We start from the raw sequence: 15,392 nt of genomic DNA, 5'->3' as shown, positions 1-15,392 counted from the left end.
TGCCGCCGGGGTTCTTCGTTTGCGGAGGGTTGAACCAGGCGATGCCGGAACGCGCTGCGTCGTGGCACCGCCCGGTTCAATGCCCGCCCGCGCCGATCCCCCGAGCTCGCGCCGCCGTGACGACGAGGTCGACCACGGCATCCACCGGGATCGCCGTGCTGTCCACGACCAGGTGGTAGTGCCTGGCCGCCGCGGGATCGCACCGGTAGAAGTGGCGGACGTAGGCCTCGCGCGTCCGGTCGTTGACCTCCATCTCGCGGCGGATCTCCTCGACCGGGCGGCCCGACCGCAGGACCGCCGACTGGAGCCGGGCCTCCCGGGGGCCGTCCAAGCGCACGTGCAGGACGTCGGGCCGGTCCTTGAGCACCAGCGCCCCGGCCCGGCCGAGCACCACTCCGCCGGGGCCGGCCGCGATCTCCTCCAGCAACCGCTCGGTCTGCTGGCGGTAGGCGCGGGCGTCGGGCAGCGGCGACGTCGGGAGCACCCCTCCGACCGGGTCGGGCATGGTGCCCAGTGACGCGACCAGCCGCCAGAGTCCGCGCACGACGGTCTCGTCGTTGGCCTCCGCCTCGGCGACCGGGACGCCGAGCCGCCCGGCGACCTGTGCCGGGATGGCGCGGTCGTGGAAGGGCAGACCGAGCCGTTCGGCCACGGCCGGTGCCACCTCCGCGCCCGCCGCGCCGTAGGCCGCCGAGAAGGTCACGACGCCCACGGTGGCTCCTCGTCGCCGAGCGCCAGTTCCTTGCCCAGGAAGACCGCGCCCGGCGAGCACGCGTAGATGCCGTACCCCGGCACCGATCGGTATCCGAGCCGTTCGTACAGCGCGATCGCCTCGGGTTGCTGGTCGCCGGTGTTGAGGATCACCGACGCATGGCCCGCGGCCGCCGCGCCGTCCTCCAGCGCCGCGACGATCAGCGCGGCCAGTCCGCGGCGGCGGAATGCCGGCGCCACGTAGACGCGCTTGATCTCCGCCTCACCGGTCGGCAGGGCGCGCCAGGCCCCGCACCCGGCGGGGACGCCGTCGACCTCGGCCACCAGGAAGATCCCGGACGGTGGCCGGAACTCCGCCGGATCGACGACAGCCTCGTCGGGGCCGCCGTAGCGGGTGACGTACTCCTGCTGCACCTGCGCGACGAGGTGCTGCGCCAGCGGGTCGTCATAGGGCAGCGGCCGCAGCCTGGCCACCCCGCCGCCGCTCATCGCTGCCGTCCGCTCAGCCGAAGTGGACATGTCCCGACCTCTCCGCCCCGATCGCCCGCACGACGTCGGCAGCAGGCTCGCCGCTCACCAGCACCCCCGGATTCTTCCCGCCCGAGCGGACCTCCCCGACCGGGGTCCAGCCGACGGGCAGGGGGACCCGCTTCGGGAAGGTGGCGACGAGGGCGTGGTCCTCCCCGCCCGTGAGCACCCAGGACAGCGGGTCGACGCCCAGTGCGGAGGCGACCTGGTGCAGCGGGCCCACGGGTTCGAGGCAGCTCCGCACGAGCGCGGTCCGGTCGAGGTCGACCACGACCCGGCTGTCGGCCGCGACGTGCCCCAGGTCGGCCAGCAGGCCGTCACTGACGTCGCACATCGCCGTCGCACCGGCCTCCGCCGCTCCAGGCCCTGCCGCGTACGGCGGAGAGGGACGACGGTGCGCCGACACCACTGCGATCGGACTGCTGAACCCGCGCCGCAGCACGGCGAGTCCGCACGCCGCCCAGCCCAGACGTCCGGCCAGCGCCACCACGTCGCCGGGGCGGGCTCCGGAGCGGAGCACGGGGGCCCGCCCACCGAGGTCCCCCAGCGCCGTCACCGACAGCACCACGGAGGCGCTGTCCGCGGCCGAGGCCACCAGGTCGCCACCGACGACGGCGGCGCCGAGCGGTGCGCACTCGGCCGCGAGTCCGGCGGCGACCCCCTCCAGCCACGCGGTCTGCGTCGACGGCGGGCAGGCGAGACCGACCAGCAGCGCCGTCGCGACACCGCCCATCGCCGCGACGTCGGCGAGGTTGGCGGCCGCGGCCTTGTGGCCGATGTCCTCGGGCGAGGACCAGTCCCGGCGGAAGTGCCGTCCCTCGACCAGGACGTCGGTGGTCGCGACCACCCGCCCGTCCGGGGTGCGCAGCACCGCCGCGTCGTCCCCGGGACCCACGTCGGTGACCCGCGCGGAGCCGGCCTTCGCCAGCACGCGGCCGATCACGCCGAACTCGCCGACCACCTTCACGGTGTCCGCGGCATCGCCGCGCGGGACCAGCGGACGGGGGCGCGTCACCGGTCACACTCCGTTGCTGCGGTAGGTTGCCGAACTGACCGCCACCCGGCGGGGACGACGTACCGGCAGTGCTGCCCGAGGAAAGGTCTCCCGTGGTCCACGCCTACATCCTGATCCAGACCGAGGTCGGCAAGGCCGCCCAGGTAGCCGCGACCATCAGCGAGATCGACGGCGTGGCCAAGGCCGAGGACGTCACCGGCCCCTACGACGTCATCGTCCGTGCCGAGGCCGAGACGATCGACGAGCTCGGCCGGCTGGTCGTCGCGCGCGTGCAGTCGGTCGACGGCATCACCCGCACGCTGACGTGCCCGGTCGTCAACATCTGAGCACCCCCTGAGCGACGACACGACCCGCGAGACGGCGGACCCCGCCCCCCCACCGGTCGGGCGATCAGACGACCCGCTGCGGCGGATCTCGATCATCGCCGCGGCCGTCCTGGTGCCGCTGGTCGTCGTCCTCGCGGTGCTGGTCAACGTCGTCGGCGACGACGGGGGGCGACCGATCACACGGGCCACAGCGATCCGGCCGACGTCGAGGCCGGCGGGTCCGGCCCGCGCGCCGACCTCCCGCCGCTGCCCGTCGAGGTCCCGGCGGTCACGCCCGAAGCCGAAGCGAACTGCCCCGCGTTGATGCGGCTGCTCCCCCTCGAGCTCGCCGGAGAGCAGTCGCGCCCCGTGCGATCGGACTCGCTGTTCGCCTATGCCTGGGGCGACCCGCCGATCGTGCTGGTCTGCGGGGTCGACCGGCCGGCCGGGTTCGTCGCGGGGGTCGGACTCATCCAGATCGAGGGCGTCCAGTGGTACGTGGACACCAGCGATCCGGACACGACCGTCTGGACGGCGGTCGACCGGGCGGTCTACCTCGAGATGTCGCTGCCGGCGTCGGTGGACAGCGCCCCGGTGACCCAGCTCGCCGCCGAGATCGCCGAGGCGCTGCCCTATCGCGAGCCCACCCCCGGGTCCTAGCGCCGCGGCAGCAGGCCCAGTTGCTCCTCGAGCACCAGTCGGACCTCCTGCTCGGCGGCGCCGATCGAGTCGGCGATCGAGGTCACCGAGACGCTGAAGTCCCCGTGTCCGCACCACGCGAAGGCGGCCGGACCACTCAGGTCCGAGTCCGGTGCGGCCTCGTCCACGGTCAGGAGGCGGCAGTTCCCGGGAAGGCCGGGCGGGTCCTCCCACAGCATGCCGCTGTACTGCTCGGCCTCGTTGCGCGCGAGGTCCTCGACGTAGGCCCCGGCACCGGCCCGCGTCTCGAACAGGTCCACGAAGACGCCGGTGACCGGCCCCGCCCCGGCGCCCCAGAACCGCTCCCATCCGTAGCGGTAGCCGAACTCCTGGAGGACCTCCCGCTCGCGCGCGGGGTCGTCGGCGTACTCCGCGACGTCCTCCACGCGCTTCGGGCCGGCGGGCGGATCGAGTTCGTCGTCGGCCAGCCGCGGCAGGCCGGAGGGCACCTCCGTGACGATGAGCGCCTCGAGGTCCTCCGGTCCCCTCAGCGCGTCCTCGGTCGGCCTGGCGTGCGGCTCGCCGTCCACCGAGCGGCCGCACCCTCCGACGAGGAGCGCCACCGGCAACGCGGCGGCCACCACGGCGACCAGGGCGGCGCGACCACGCCGCCGGGGCAGCCGCCCGGAGGTCACCGAGCGGTCCGCGGGCCGCCGTCCAGGGCGCTGGCGACCAGCCGGTCCACGAGCTCGGCGTAACCGACCCCCGACGCCGCCCACATGCGCGGGAACATCGAGATGGGGGTGAACCCCGGCATGGTGTTCACCTCGTTGATCACCAGCCGGTCGTTGCCGTCCGGCCCCGTGCCGAGGAAGAAGTCGACGCGGGCCAGGCCACGGCAGTCCAGCGCCAGGTAGGCCCGGCGGGAGGCCTCCTGCACGGCCGCCGTCTGCTCGGGGGTCAGGTCGGCGGGCACGTCGAAGTCGACCGAGTCGTCGAGGTACTTGGCCGAGAAGTCGTACCAGTCGACCCCCGGGCGCAGCCGGATCTCGGCCGGCAGGCTCGCGTCGGGCGGTCCCCCGCCGCGGGCCGCCAGGACCCCGCACTCGATCTCCCGGCCGGGGACCGACGCCTCCACGACGACCTTCGGGTCGACGGCGGCGGCGGTGGCCACCGCCTCGGGGAACTGCGACCAGTCGGTCACCTTGGTGATGCCGATGCTCGAGCCGGCGCGGGAGGGCTTCACGAACACGGGCAGGCCCAGCCGCTCGCGGGCCGCCTCGTCCAGCAGCGAGGGGTCGGCGCACACCGCACCTGCGGCATCCCGCAGCACCACGTGGTCGCCCTGGGGCAGCCCGGCCGCGGCCAGCAGCTTCTTGGTGAACTCCTTGTCCATCGAGGCCGCGCTGGCGAACACACCGGACCCCACGTAGGGCAGGCCCGCCATCTCCAGCAGGCCCTGGATCGTGCCGTCCTCGCCGTAGGCACCGTGCAGGACCGGGAAGACGACGTCCACCTCGGTCAGCGCGGGCCCGATGGCCGCGCCCGGCTCGAGGACGGCCAGGCCCCGGCCGGCCGGGTCGCCGACGAGCGACACCGCCGTTCCGCCGGCGACCTCGGGCAGCTCTCCGCCGCTGATGGCCAGGCGCTGGCCGGGGTCGGCGAGCACCCACCGCCCGTCGGGGGTGATGCCCACTCTGACGACGTCGTAGCGGTCGGGATCGAGCGCGGAGATCACGCTCCCCGCGGAGACGCAGGAGATGGCGTGCTCGGCGCTGCGGCCCCCGAACACCACTGCGACGCGCACCTTGCCCCCGGTTCCGCTCATCGAGCCGACCCTAGTCGAGCCGGTGTGACAACCTCTTCGCGTGCGGACGGACGGCGGAACGCGGGCGGCCCCCGAGGTGTTCTCGCCGGCCTTCCGCCTCGCCGGGGCCGCGGTGCACCTCTACACGGCCAGCGGCTCGGTCCTGGGCCTGCTGACCGTGCTCGCCGCCATCGAGGGCGCGGTCGAGACGGCGCTGTGGCTCGGTCTGGCCACGCTCTTCATCGACGGCACCGACGGCATGCTGGCCCGTCACTTCCGGGTCAAGGAGACGATCCCCTGGTTCGACGGCGCCCTGCTCGACAACATCGTCGACTACCTGACCTACGTCTTCGCGCCGATCGTGCTGCTGTGGACCACGGGCCACCTGCCCGACGGCGCGGCCGGCTGGGCGCTGGCGGCGGTTCCGCTGCTGGCTTCCTGCTACCAGTTCTGCCGGGTGGACGCGAAGACCTCGGACCACTTCTTCCTGGGTTTCCCGAGCTACTGGAACGTGGTCGCCTTCTACGTGATCGTGCTCGACACCAGCGAAGCGGTGACCGCGGTGGCGCTGCTGGTCTTCGCGGTGCTCGTCTTCGTGCCGATCCGCTACCTCTACCCGTCGCGGATGCGGGCTCTGCGGGGCCTGACCCTCGCCTTCACCCTCGTCTGGCTGGTGACCTACGCGGTGCTGGTCGTCCAGCTGCCCGATCCGGCCCCGTGGCTGGTCGCGGTCTCCCTGTCCTACGTCGTCTACTACTGGGGGCTGAGTTTCTGGATGACCGCCCGCGGCGCCGGCGCGCGGCGTGCGGCCCGCTCACTCCAGGGCAGCCAGGGCGACTGACAGGTCGCCGACCAGGTCGGCGGTGTCCTCGATACCGCACGAGAGCCGGATGAAGCCGGGCGGCACGTCGTCGCCGCCCCACTGCGCCCGGCGGTCGATCGTGCTGTGCACGCCACCGAAGCTCGTCGCCGCCGTCCAGAGCCGGGTACGCGCGAGCAGCTCGGCCACCGCGGCCTCGTCGGCCAGCTCCGCCGACACCACCCCGTTGGGCCGCAGCATCTGCCGCGAGGCCAGCGGGAACGACGGGTCCTGCGCCCGCCACGGCCACCGCACGCCGGTGACCGCCGGCGATCCGGCCAGCACCTCGGCGACCGCCGCGGCGGTCGCCGCCTGGCGGGCCAGCCGGAGGTCGAGAGTGCTCATGGACCGGTGGCCGAGCCACGCCTCGAACGGCCCCGGGGTGCTCCCGGTGCGGTCGCGGAAGCCCCTGAGCCGGGCGAGCAGGTCGTCGTCCGCGGTGGTCACGTGGCCCAGCAGCAGGTCGCTGTGCCCGGTGAGCGCCTTGGTGTCGCTGCCGACGGTCATGTGGGCGCCCAGGGCGAGCGGGCGCTGGCCGAGGGGGGTCGCGGTGGTGTTGTCGACGGCGACGAGCGCGCCCGCGGCCCGGGCGGCCCGGGCGACTGCCGCGATGTCGCAGACGTCGAGCTGCGGATTGCTCGGCGTCTCGAGGAGGACGAGGCGGACGCCGTCCAGCCCGCCGTCGGCGGCGAAGGAGGCCACCTCCGGCGTCGCGACGTAAGTGACCCGGATGCCGAACCGCACCAGCTCCTCGGCCGCGAGCAGGCGCGTCGTGTAGTAGCCGTCCGAGGGCAGGACGACGGAGTCGCCGGAGCCCGCGCAGGCGAGCACGGCCGCGGTCAGCGCCGCCATGCCGGTCGAGAAGGACAGGCACCGGCCGCCGTCGAGTTCGCCGACGGCCGCCTCGAAGTCGCGGAGGGTGGGCTGCTCGGTGCGTGCATACGCGTCGGCGCCGCCCGCCCGCGGCGGCTGGTCGCCGAGGTGGAACGGTGCGGCGAACACCGGGGAGGGCCGCAGCGGGGCGCCGGGGACGGCGGAGGTCTCCCCCGCCCGCACCGACCGGGTGCCGTCCCCCCAGGCCGCCGGCGTCACTGCCTCTGGTTCACTCCCGCGGGACGCTCCGCTCCTCGCTCGTTCCTCGCTGCGATGCTCACGTCCCTGTCCGCTCACTCCGGCTTCGCCTCGCGGGACATGATCTCCTTCACCATCTGCGCGGGCGCCTCGCCCTCGTGGCAGACCCGGACCACGGCCTCGGTGAGCGGCACGTAGACGTCGTGCGCGCGGGCCAGGTCCAGCACCGAGCGGCAGCTCTTGACGCCCTCGGCGGTCTGCCGGGTGCTCTGCTGCACCTCCTCGACCGACATGCCCTGGCCCAGCTTCTCCCCGAAGGTGCGGTTCCGGGACAGCGGCGAGCTGCAGGTGGCGACCAGGTCGCCCATGCCCGCCAGGCCCGCGAACGTGGTCAGCTCCGCGCCGAGCACCATGCCGAGGCGCGCGGTCTCGGCCAGCCCGCGGGTGATCAGCGAGGCCCGCGTGTTGTCACCGAACCCGAGTCCCTCCGCGATGCCGCAGGCCAGCGCGATCACGTTCTTGATCGCGCCGCCGAGCTCGCAGCCGACGATGTCGGGGTTCGTGTAGGGCCGGAAGTACGGCGTGTGGCAGGCCGCCTGCAGCGTGGCGGCCCGGCCGCTGTCCGAGCAGGCGATGACCGTGGCCGCCGGCTGTTCCTCGGCGATCTCGCGGGCGAGGTTGGGTCCCGACAGCGCCGCGACCCGTTCCGGTCGCGCGCCGGTCACCTCGCAGATGACCTCGCTCATGCGCTTCGTGGTGCCGAGCTCGATGCCCTTCATCAGCGAGAGCAGCGTCGCGTCGCCGGGCAGCAGCGGGGTCCACCCGGTGAGGTTCTCGCGCAGCGACTGCGACGGCACGGCCAGCACCACGATCTCGGCGTCGAGCAGCGCCTCGCCGGCGTCGGCGGTCGCGTGCAGCGCCTCGGGCAGCCGGACTCCCGGCAGGTAGTCCCTGTTCTCGCCGTCCTCGGTGATGGCCTTGGCCAGCTCGGGCCGCCGCGCGTGCAGCGTCACGTCGCAGCCGGCGTCGGCCAGGACCTTCGCGAACGTCGTCCCCCAGGAGCCGGCCCCCAGGACCGCGGCGCGCGTCACGCGGCGCTCCCGGACAGGTCACCGGGCAGCTCCCGCCCGGGCCGCGGATGGAAGGCCAGGGGGCCGGCAGGCCCCGGATCTCGGCCAGCTGCTCGCGCACGCGCACCATGATCACGTCGGTCGTCTCCCGGAGCAGCTCGGCGGACAGAGCCCGCCCGGCGCGGACCTCGGCCCGCACGGCGGACAGGTCGACGGGCTCGCCGACCAGGTACTCGGCCGGGGCGCGGAATCGCAGCCGCAGCTTCTTGCGGTGGTAGTCGTGCACCTCCTGCGGGCCCCACTGGGCCACGGGGAGGACGACGGCGTCGGTGGTCAGCGCCAGGCGGGCGACGCCCGTGCGCGCCTGCATGGGCCACCAGTCCGGATCGCGGGTGACCGAACCCTCCGGATAGATGACCACGACGTTGCCCGCGTCGAGGTCGGCCTTGGCCGCCGCCAGGGCCTCGTGCGCGTCGGCGGAGAAGCGGGCCACCGGGATCTGCCCGGCACTGCGCAGCAGCGTGCCGGCGTACCCCTTGAAGACCGACTGCTTGGCCAGGAAGTGCGGGAGCCGGCCGTTGTCGAAGACCAGCCGCGCGCAGGCCAGCGGATCGAGCACCGAGACGTGATTGGCCACCAGCAGCACCGGTCCGGTCGGCGGGATGCGGTCCCCGTGCCGGTAGCGCAGCCGGAACATCAGCGCCGAGACGGGGTAGATGACGACGATCGCCGCGACCATCCCGTAGGTGAGCCGGCCGCGAGTGCGCCACTTGGACGGACGGCGCAGGGTCCTCCCGCTGGACGTCTGCTGCGTCACTGGCCCACCTCCCCTCGTCGTTGTGATCCTGCCCATGATCGACCCCGACCACCCTGTCATCCCGCACCGGGTCCCCTCCCCGCGCCGCGCCCTTCCCCCGATGTGCTGACATGGGAGGGTGCGCAGCTGGTCGGTCGTCGTCCCGGCGAAGCGGCTCGCCGTCGCCAAGACGCGGCTGCGGCCGGCGACGCGCACGAGCGAGGAGCACGCGGCGCTGGTCCTGGCACTGCTGGCCGACACCGTCGCCGCGGCCCTCGACTGCCCGGCCGTCGCGGAGGTCGTCGTCGTCACCGACGAGCCGGTGGCGGCAGACCTGGTGCGGTCGCTCGGTGCCCGCACCGTCGCCGACACGCCCGACGGGGGCTGAACCCGGCCCTCGCGCACGGCGCCCGGGAGGCCGGCACGTCCGCCGTCGCGGCGCTCTCCTCCGACCTCCCGGCGCTGCGGTCGGCGGAGCTGGCCGCCGCACTCCGCGCGGTCGGCGGCGGCCGGGCGTTCGTCGCCGACGCCGCCGGCAGCGGGACGACATTGCTGGCCGCGGTCGGCACGGAGCTGCGGCCGATGTTCGGGGCGGGGTCGGCCGCGGCGCACCTCGCCAGCGGTGCCGCGGCACTGGCCGGCGACTGGCCGGGGTTGGCACGCGACGTCGACACCGAGGACGACCTCCGCGCCGCGATCGCCCTCGGCGCCGGTCCCCGCACGACGGCCGTGGCGCAGGGCCTGCGGGTCGCTCGCTGAGCCACTCACCGTTCACCCGGGTACGGCACGATGGCCCCGTGCCTTCGTCCCGCATGTCCCAGCTGCCAGGCGACCGGTTCCTGAACCGCGAACTGTCCTGGCTGGACTTCAACGCGCGCGTCCTCGAGCTCGCCGAGGACGAGACACTGCCGCTGCTCGAGCGCGTGAAGTTCCTGTCGATCTTCGCGAGCAACCTCGACGAGTTCTACATGGTGCGCATCGCGGGCCTCAAGCGCCGGCAGAGCACGGGGCTCACCGTCCGCTCCCCCGACGGGCTCACCATCCGCGAGCAGCTGACCCTGATCACCGAACGCACCCAGGACCTCGTGCACCGGCACGCCGACGTGTTCATCAAGGACGTCGCGCCGCGGCTGGAGGACTGCGGCATCCGGATCCTGCACTGGGAGGAACTGGCCGACGACGACGCGCGCCGGCTGCGCGAGTACTTCCGCGACCAGGTCTTCCCCGTCCTCACACCACTGGCCGTCGACCCGGCGCACCCGTTCCCCTACATCAGCGGGCTCTCGCTCAACCTGGCCGTCTCCGTGCGCGACCCGGACACCGGCCTGGCGCACTTCGCCCGGGTCAAGGTGCCCAACAACGTGCCGCGGTTCGTCACCGTCGGGGCGGCCGGGGCGCAGGACGTCGCCGGGCAGGCGACCTTCCTGCCGCTCGAGGACCTCATCGCCGCGCACCTGCCCCAGCTCTTCCCGGGTCTCGACGTCGTCTCCCACCACCTGTTCCGGGTGACCCGCAACGCCGACCTGGAGGTGGAGGAGGACCGCGACGAGGACCTGCTGCAGGCGCTGGAACGCGAACTGGCGCGGCGCCGGTTCGGGCCGGCCGTCCGGCTCGAGGTCACGGGGTCGATGGATCCGCAGATCCTCGAGGTGCTGCTGTCGGAGATGGAGATGCAGCCCGAGGACGTGCTCCACGTGCCCGGCCTGCTGGACCTGGCGTCGCTGATGGCCCTCTACGACGTGGACCGGCCCGAGCTCAAGGACGAGCCGTTCGTGCCCGCCACCCACCCGCGGCTGTCGGAGGGCGAGACCCCGAAGAGCGTCTTCGCCACCCTGCGCGAGGGCGACGTGCTGGTCCACCACCCGTACCACTCGTTCGCGACCAGCGTGCAGCGGTTCATCGAGCAGGCCGCGGTCGACCCGAACGTGCTGGCGATCAAGCAGACGCTCTACCGCACCTCCGGGGACTCCCCGATCGTCAACGCGCTCATCGACGCCGCCGAGGCCGGCAAGCAGGTCGTCGTCCTCGTCGAGATCAAGGCGCGGTTCGACGAGGAGGCCAACATCGAGTGGGCCCGCTCGCTGGAGCGTGCCGGCTGCCACGTGGTGTACGGCCTGGTCGGCCTGAAGACGCACTGCAAGACGGCCCTGGTGGTGCGCCGGGAGCACGGGGTGCTGCGCCGGTACTGCCACATCGGCACGGGCAACTACAACCCGAAGACCGCGCGCATCTACGAGGACCTCGGGATCCTCACCGCCGACCCGCGGGTGGGCGCGGACCTCACCGACCTGTTCAACACGCTCACCGGGTACTCGAGGCAGACGAACTACCGGATGCTCATGGTCGCCCCGCACGGCATCCGCGCCGGGTTGATCGAGAAGATCCGCCGCGAGGCCCGCAACGCCGCCGACGGCCGCAGCTCCGGCATCCGGTTCAAGCTGAACTCACTGGTGGACGAGCGGATCATCGACGCGCTCTACGAGGCGTCGCTGGCCGGCGTCCCCGTGGAGCTGTTCATCCGAGGGATCTGCGCGCTGCGGCCTGGTGTCCCGGGGCTGTCGGAGACCATCCGGGTCCGGTCGGTGGTGGGCCGCTTCCTCGAGCACTCGCGGATCATGTCGTTCGCCAACGACGGCGAGCCCGAGTGGTGGCTGGGCAGCGCGGACCTCATGCACCGCAACCTCGACCGCCGGGTCGAGGTGCTCCTGCGGGTGTGCGACGAGAGCGCCAGCCGGGAGCTGTCGCGGATCTTCGACGCGGCCATGGCCCCGGACATCACGTGCTGGCAGCTGGGCGGGGACGGCCGGTGGAGCCGGAGCGGCGAGCGTGACTACCAGGGCGAGCTGCTGCGCCGGGTCGGTGAGCACGCTGACTGAGCCGGGCCCGATGATCCGGGCCGCCGGCTGCGCCGTGTGGCGGCACACCGAGGCAGGTGGGCTGGAGACGGCGGTGGTGCACCGCCCGAAGTACGACGACTGGTCGCTGCCGAAGGGCAAGCCGGAGGCCGGGGAGCACCTCCTGCAGACCGCCCGGCGCGAGGTCGCGGAGGAGACCGGGCTGGCCGTCGTCCTGGGACGGCGCAGCGTGCGGACCCGCTACGAGGTGCACCTCCCCGACGGCCGACCGGCGGCCAAGGAGGTCGACTACTGGACGGGCCAGTGGGCGGGCGGGTCGTTCGCGGCCAACGACGAGGTCGACGAGTTGCGGTGGCTGCCCCCCGCCGAGGCCGCCGACCTGTGCAGCCACGCCCACGACCGCGCCGTCCTCGACGACCTGGCGCGCACCGACGTCCCGCTCATGCCGACGTTGGTGCTCGTCCGCCACGGCCGGGCGGGCAGCCGGTCGGAGTGGGAGGGCCCCGACGACCTGCGCCCCCTCGACGCGAAGGGCCTGCGCCAGGCGCAGCGGATGGCCGAGGTGCTGCCCGTCCTCGCGCCGACCGCCGTCCTCTCCGCGCGCCGCACCCGCTGCGAGGAGACCGTGGCGCCGCTGGCCGAGCGGCTCGGACTGGACGTCCAGCCGCTGCCCGAGCTCGGCGAGGAGGAGTTCGCCGCCGACCCGGAGGCGGGTGTGTCGGTGCTGGAGAAGCTGCTCCAGCCGCGGACCACGCCCGGCGTGACGGTGGTCTGCAGCCAGGGTGGCGCGATCCCGGCGGCGCTGATGGCCCTCGGCGTCCGGTACGAGGGCATCCGGATGCACCCGCCGGCGGCCAAGGGCAGCGTGTGGGTGCTGGGTGGCGAGCCGGGGTCGCTGAGCGCGGACTACTACCGCGACGTGGACCCCGTGCTCACCTGACCGGGAGCGCCCGCGGCAACCAGGACGGCCGCTTCGCCTCGAAGGCCTCGATGTCGGCGACGTTGCGCTCGGTGAGGCCCACGTCGTCCAGACCCTCGAGCAGCCGCCACCGGGTGTAGTCGTCGATGTCGAACGCAACCGTGGTCCCGCCGTAGGTCACCTGCTTGGCCTGGAGGTCGACGGTCACCTGCGTGGTCGGGTCGGCCTCGATGGCGGCCCACAGCGCCTCGACGTCCGCCTGCGGGAGGACGACGGTCAGCAGGCCGGCCTTCGTCGAGTTGTTCTTGAAGATGTCGGCGAACCGCGAGCTGATCACCGCGCGGAAGCCGCCGTCCATCAGCGCCCAGACCGCGTGCTCGCGCGACGAGCCGGTGCCGAAGTCGGGACCGGCCACGAGGATCGAGGCGGCGGCGTACTGCGGCTGGTTGAGCACGAAGTCCGGCTCGTTCTTCCGCCAGGCGACGAACAGGCCGTCCTCGAAACCGGTGCGGGTGATCCGCTTGAGGTACTCGGCCGGGATGATCTGGTCGGTGTCGACGGCGCTGCGGCGCAGGGGCGCAGCGGTGCCGGTGTGCGTGGTGAAGGCGTCCATCGGGTTCAGACTCCAGCCATCTCGAGGTCGGCGGGGGCGGTCAGGCGGCCGGTGAGCGCCGTCGCGGCGGCCACGGACGGCGACACCAGGTGGGTGCGCCCGCCCTTGCCCTGCCGGCCCTGGAAGTTGCGGTTGCTGGTGGACGCCGAGCGCTCGCCCGGCTGGAGCTGGTCGGGGTTCATGCCCAGGCACATCGAGCACCCGGCGCCGCGCCACTCGGCGCCCGCCTCGACGAAGACCTTGTCCAGGCCCTCCTGCTCGGCCTGCAGCTTCACGCCCACCGACCCGGGGACGACGAGCATCCGGGTGTCGGGGTCGACGTGCTTGCCGCGCAGCAGCTCCGCCGCGACGCGCAGGTCCTCGATCCGGCCGTTCGTGCAGGAGCCGAGGAAGACGGTGTCCACCTTGATCTCGCGCAACGGCGTCCCGGGCTCGAGGCCCATGTAGGCCAGCGCCTGCTCGGCGGCGCGGCGCTCGTTCTCGTCGGCGAAGTCGGCCGGGTCGGGCACCCGCTCGGTGAGCGGCAGGCCCTGGCCGGGGTTCGTGCCCCAGGTGACGAAGGGGCTGAGCTCCGCGGCGTCGAGGACGACCTCGGTGTCGAACGAGGCGCCCTCGTCGGTGCGCAGGGTGGACCAGTACTCGACCGCGGCGTCCCAGTCGGCACCCTGCGGGGCGTGCGGGCGGCCCCGCAGGAAGTCGAAGGTCGTCCGGTCGGGGGCGATCAGGCCGGCGCGGGCGCCGGCCTCGATCGACATGTTGCAGATCGTCATCCGCGCCTCCATGGACAGCGCCTCGATGGCGCTGCCGCGGTACTCGATGACGTGCCCCGCGGCGCCGTTGGTGCCGATCTTCGCGATGACGGCCAGGATGACGTCCTTCGCCGACACGCCCTCGGGCAGCTCCCCGTCGACCGTGACGGCCATCTGCTTCGGCCGGTACTGGGGCAGCGTCTGGGTGGCCAGCACGTGCTCCACCTCGCTGGTGCCGATGCCGAAGGCCAGCGCGCCGAACGCGCCGTGGGTCGAGGTGTGGCTGTCTCCGCAGACGATCGTCATGCCCGGCTGCGTCAGCCCCAACTGCGGGCCGATCACGTGCACGATGCCCTGGTCGCGGTCGCCCATCGGGGCCAGCCGGATGCCGAACTCCGCGGCGTTCGTGCGCAGCGCCTCGACCTGGGCACGGCTGACCGGGTCGGCGATCGGCTTCAGGATGTCCAGCGTCGGGACGTTGTGGTCCTCGGTCGCCATCGTGAGGTCGGGACGGCGCACCGTACGACCGGCGGCGCGCAGACCGTCGAACGCCTGGGGGCTCGTCACCTCGTGCACGAGGTGCAGGTCGATGTAGAGCAGGTCGGGCTCACCCGCGGTGCTGCGCACCACGTGGGCGTCGTAGACCTTCTCCGCCAGGGTCTTCGGCACGGTTCGTCCTCTCACCGGGCATCTCAGTGGTGTTCTCAGCCAGTGGGATGCAAGTATTGCTGTGTGGGACAGCCTAACCCGGTCGCGGTTCTGGACAAAGCGGTCACGATCCTGCGGGCCGTCGCCGACGAGCCGGCCACGCTCGCCGAGCTGGTCGCTCGGACCGGCCTGCCCCGGGCGACCGCGCACCGGCTGGCCGTGGCGCTCGAGGGCCACCGGCTGGTCCGTCGGACGGCGGAGGGCGCCTGGGCGCCCGGGCCCGCGCTCGGCGAACTCAGCCGCAGCGGCGCCGACATCGCCGACCTCGCCGCACGGCACCTCGTCGCGCTGCGCGACGCGAGCGGGGAGAGCGCGCAGTTCTACGTGCGCGACGGTGCCACGCGTGTCTGCGTCGCGGCCGCCGAGCGGACGAGCGGCCTGCGGGACACCGTGCCGGTGGGCGCCCGGCTGCCGATGACCGCCGGGTCGGCCGCCCACGCGCTGCTGGCCTTCACGCCGCCGAGGAGGTCACCCGCCTGCTGCCGGCGGCCAGCTTCACCGCGCGGACGCTGCTCGAGGTCCGCCGCCGCGGCTGGGCGCACAGCGTCGCCGAGCGCGAGCCGGGCGTCGCCTCACTGTCCGCGCCCGTCCGCGACGGCTCCGGCGCGGTGCTCGGTGCGGTGTCGATCTCCGGTCCGGTGGAGCGGCTCGGCCGCCGTCCCAGCCCGGAGATCATCGGGGCCGTCCTCGACGCGGCCGCCGCGATATCGCGCGCGGCCCGCTGAGGCCTTCCCTCCCTACCAGCAC

Annotated in this window: 17 protein-coding genes and 2 pseudogenes; 9 read left to right on the top strand and 10 right to left on the bottom strand. The window is 73.7% G+C overall.

Annotated features, from left to right (window positions below; genetic code table 11):
- Positions 1 to 76 precede the first annotated feature (76 nt).
- The 3 genes from MVA48_RS21600 to MVA48_RS21590 are packed head-to-tail and all read right to left on the bottom strand — an operon-like array spanning position 77 to position 2,254.
- Positions 77 to 712 (bottom strand): AAA family ATPase, encoded by a 636-nt coding sequence (locus MVA48_RS21600; RefSeq protein ID WP_246983478.1) that lies wholly within the window; start codon positions 710 to 712, stop codon positions 77 to 79.
- Complete coding sequence (locus tag MVA48_RS21595) at positions 700 to 1,230, bottom strand: GNAT family N-acetyltransferase (RefSeq protein WP_246983476.1); 531 nt, start codon at positions 1,228 to 1,230, stop codon at positions 700 to 702. Before MVA48_RS21595 ends, MVA48_RS21600 begins: the two co-directional genes overlap by 13 nt.
- Positions 1,214 to 2,254, bottom strand: coding sequence for a thiamine-phosphate kinase (locus tag MVA48_RS21590; RefSeq protein ID WP_246983474.1), 1,041 nt, complete (start codon positions 2,252 to 2,254; stop codon positions 1,214 to 1,216). Before MVA48_RS21590 ends, MVA48_RS21595 begins: the two co-directional genes overlap by 17 nt.
- 92 nt (positions 2,255 to 2,346) lie before the next feature.
- On the opposite strand from MVA48_RS21590, the gene MVA48_RS21585 reads away from it, so the two are divergent.
- Entirely contained in the window at positions 2,347 to 2,580 is a 234-nt protein-coding gene (locus MVA48_RS21585; RefSeq protein ID WP_135138640.1) for an Lrp/AsnC ligand binding domain-containing protein, read from the top strand.
- Between the two features lie 303 nt (positions 2,581 to 2,883).
- Positions 2,884 to 3,219, top strand: a complete 336-nt coding sequence (locus MVA48_RS21580; RefSeq protein ID WP_246983472.1) for a DUF3515 domain-containing protein — start codon at positions 2,884 to 2,886, stop codon at positions 3,217 to 3,219.
- Here the strand turns inward: MVA48_RS21580 and MVA48_RS21575 are convergent.
- Positions 3,216 to 3,893 (bottom strand): hypothetical protein, encoded by a 678-nt coding sequence (locus MVA48_RS21575; protein WP_246983469.1) that lies wholly within the window; start codon positions 3,891 to 3,893, stop codon positions 3,216 to 3,218. The two genes, MVA48_RS21580 and MVA48_RS21575, sit on opposite strands and share 4 nt — an antisense overlap.
- Complete coding sequence (locus tag MVA48_RS21570; RefSeq protein WP_246983467.1) at positions 3,890 to 5,026, bottom strand: D-alanine--D-alanine ligase family protein; 1,137 nt, start codon at positions 5,024 to 5,026, stop codon at positions 3,890 to 3,892. Before MVA48_RS21570 ends, MVA48_RS21575 begins: the two co-directional genes overlap by 4 nt.
- Before the next feature lie 40 nt (positions 5,027 to 5,066).
- On the opposite strand from MVA48_RS21570, the gene MVA48_RS21565 reads away from it, so the two are divergent.
- Positions 5,067 to 5,846, top strand: a complete 780-nt coding sequence (locus MVA48_RS21565) for a CDP-alcohol phosphatidyltransferase family protein (RefSeq protein WP_246983465.1) — start codon at positions 5,067 to 5,069, stop codon at positions 5,844 to 5,846.
- Here MVA48_RS21565 and MVA48_RS21560 read toward each other — a convergent pair.
- The 3 genes and pseudogenes from MVA48_RS21560 to MVA48_RS21550 form a co-directional block, all read right to left on the bottom strand.
- Complete coding sequence (locus MVA48_RS21560) at positions 5,820 to 6,956, bottom strand: cystathionine gamma-lyase (protein WP_246983463.1); 1,137 nt, start codon at positions 6,954 to 6,956, stop codon at positions 5,820 to 5,822. The two genes, MVA48_RS21565 and MVA48_RS21560, sit on opposite strands and share 27 nt — an antisense overlap.
- 74 nt (positions 6,957 to 7,030) lie before the next feature.
- Entirely contained in the window at positions 7,031 to 8,026 is a 996-nt protein-coding gene (locus MVA48_RS21555; protein ID WP_246983462.1) for an NAD(P)H-dependent glycerol-3-phosphate dehydrogenase, read from the bottom strand.
- A 343-nt stretch (positions 8,027 to 8,369) separates the two neighbouring features.
- Positions 8,370 to 8,702 (bottom strand): annotated as a pseudogene (locus MVA48_RS21550) (lysophospholipid acyltransferase family protein); the annotation flags it as partial.
- Between the two features lie 238 nt (positions 8,703 to 8,940).
- On the opposite strand from MVA48_RS21550, the gene MVA48_RS21545 reads away from it, so the two are divergent.
- From MVA48_RS21545 to MVA48_RS21530, 4 genes are all read left to right on the top strand, one after another.
- Positions 8,941 to 9,189, top strand: a complete 249-nt coding sequence (locus MVA48_RS21545; protein WP_246983460.1) for a hypothetical protein — start codon at positions 8,941 to 8,943, stop codon at positions 9,187 to 9,189.
- Between the two features lie 194 nt (positions 9,190 to 9,383).
- Complete coding sequence (locus tag MVA48_RS21540) at positions 9,384 to 9,560, top strand: hypothetical protein (RefSeq protein ID WP_246983458.1); 177 nt, start codon at positions 9,384 to 9,386, stop codon at positions 9,558 to 9,560.
- A gap of 53 nt (positions 9,561 to 9,613) precedes the next feature.
- A complete protein-coding gene (locus MVA48_RS21535) occupies positions 9,614 to 11,677 on the top strand; it encodes an RNA degradosome polyphosphate kinase (RefSeq protein ID WP_246983456.1) in 2,064 nt (687 codons plus the stop codon).
- On the top strand, positions 11,661 to 12,596 hold the full coding sequence (locus MVA48_RS21530; RefSeq protein ID WP_246983447.1) for an NUDIX hydrolase: 936 nt from the start codon (positions 11,661 to 11,663) through the stop codon (positions 12,594 to 12,596). The genes MVA48_RS21535 and MVA48_RS21530 overlap by 17 nt, the downstream gene beginning before the upstream one ends.
- On the opposite strand, the gene leuD is transcribed toward MVA48_RS21530, so the two are convergent.
- Together leuD and leuC are read right to left on the bottom strand one after the other, a co-directional pair.
- Entirely contained in the window at positions 12,589 to 13,188 is a 600-nt protein-coding gene (gene leuD / locus MVA48_RS21525; RefSeq protein ID WP_246983445.1) for a 3-isopropylmalate dehydratase small subunit, read from the bottom strand. The genes MVA48_RS21530 and leuD overlap by 8 nt on opposite strands.
- 5 nt (positions 13,189 to 13,193) lie before the next feature.
- Entirely contained in the window at positions 13,194 to 14,606 is a 1,413-nt protein-coding gene (gene leuC / locus MVA48_RS21520; protein WP_246983443.1) for a 3-isopropylmalate dehydratase large subunit, read from the bottom strand.
- Here leuC and MVA48_RS24575 point away from each other — a divergent pair.
- Positions 14,508 to 15,056: pseudogene (locus MVA48_RS24575) on the top strand (IclR family transcriptional regulator); the annotation flags it as partial. The gene leuC and the pseudogene MVA48_RS24575 sit on opposite strands and share 99 nt — an antisense overlap.
- A complete protein-coding gene (locus MVA48_RS24570) occupies positions 14,993 to 15,370 on the top strand; it encodes an IclR family transcriptional regulator domain-containing protein (RefSeq protein ID WP_441300215.1) in 378 nt (125 codons plus the stop codon). The pseudogene MVA48_RS24575 and the gene MVA48_RS24570, both read left to right, overlap by 64 nt.
- Positions 15,371 to 15,392 lie beyond the last annotated feature (22 nt).

The sequence above is a fragment of the Blastococcus sp. PRF04-17 genome, from assembly GCF_023016265.1.
Classification (GTDB): domain Bacteria; phylum Actinomycetota; class Actinomycetes; order Mycobacteriales; family Geodermatophilaceae; genus Blastococcus_B.
The sequence above is the reverse complement of the archived record's forward strand: the minus strand, read 5'-3'. Positions and strand labels throughout refer to the sequence as shown.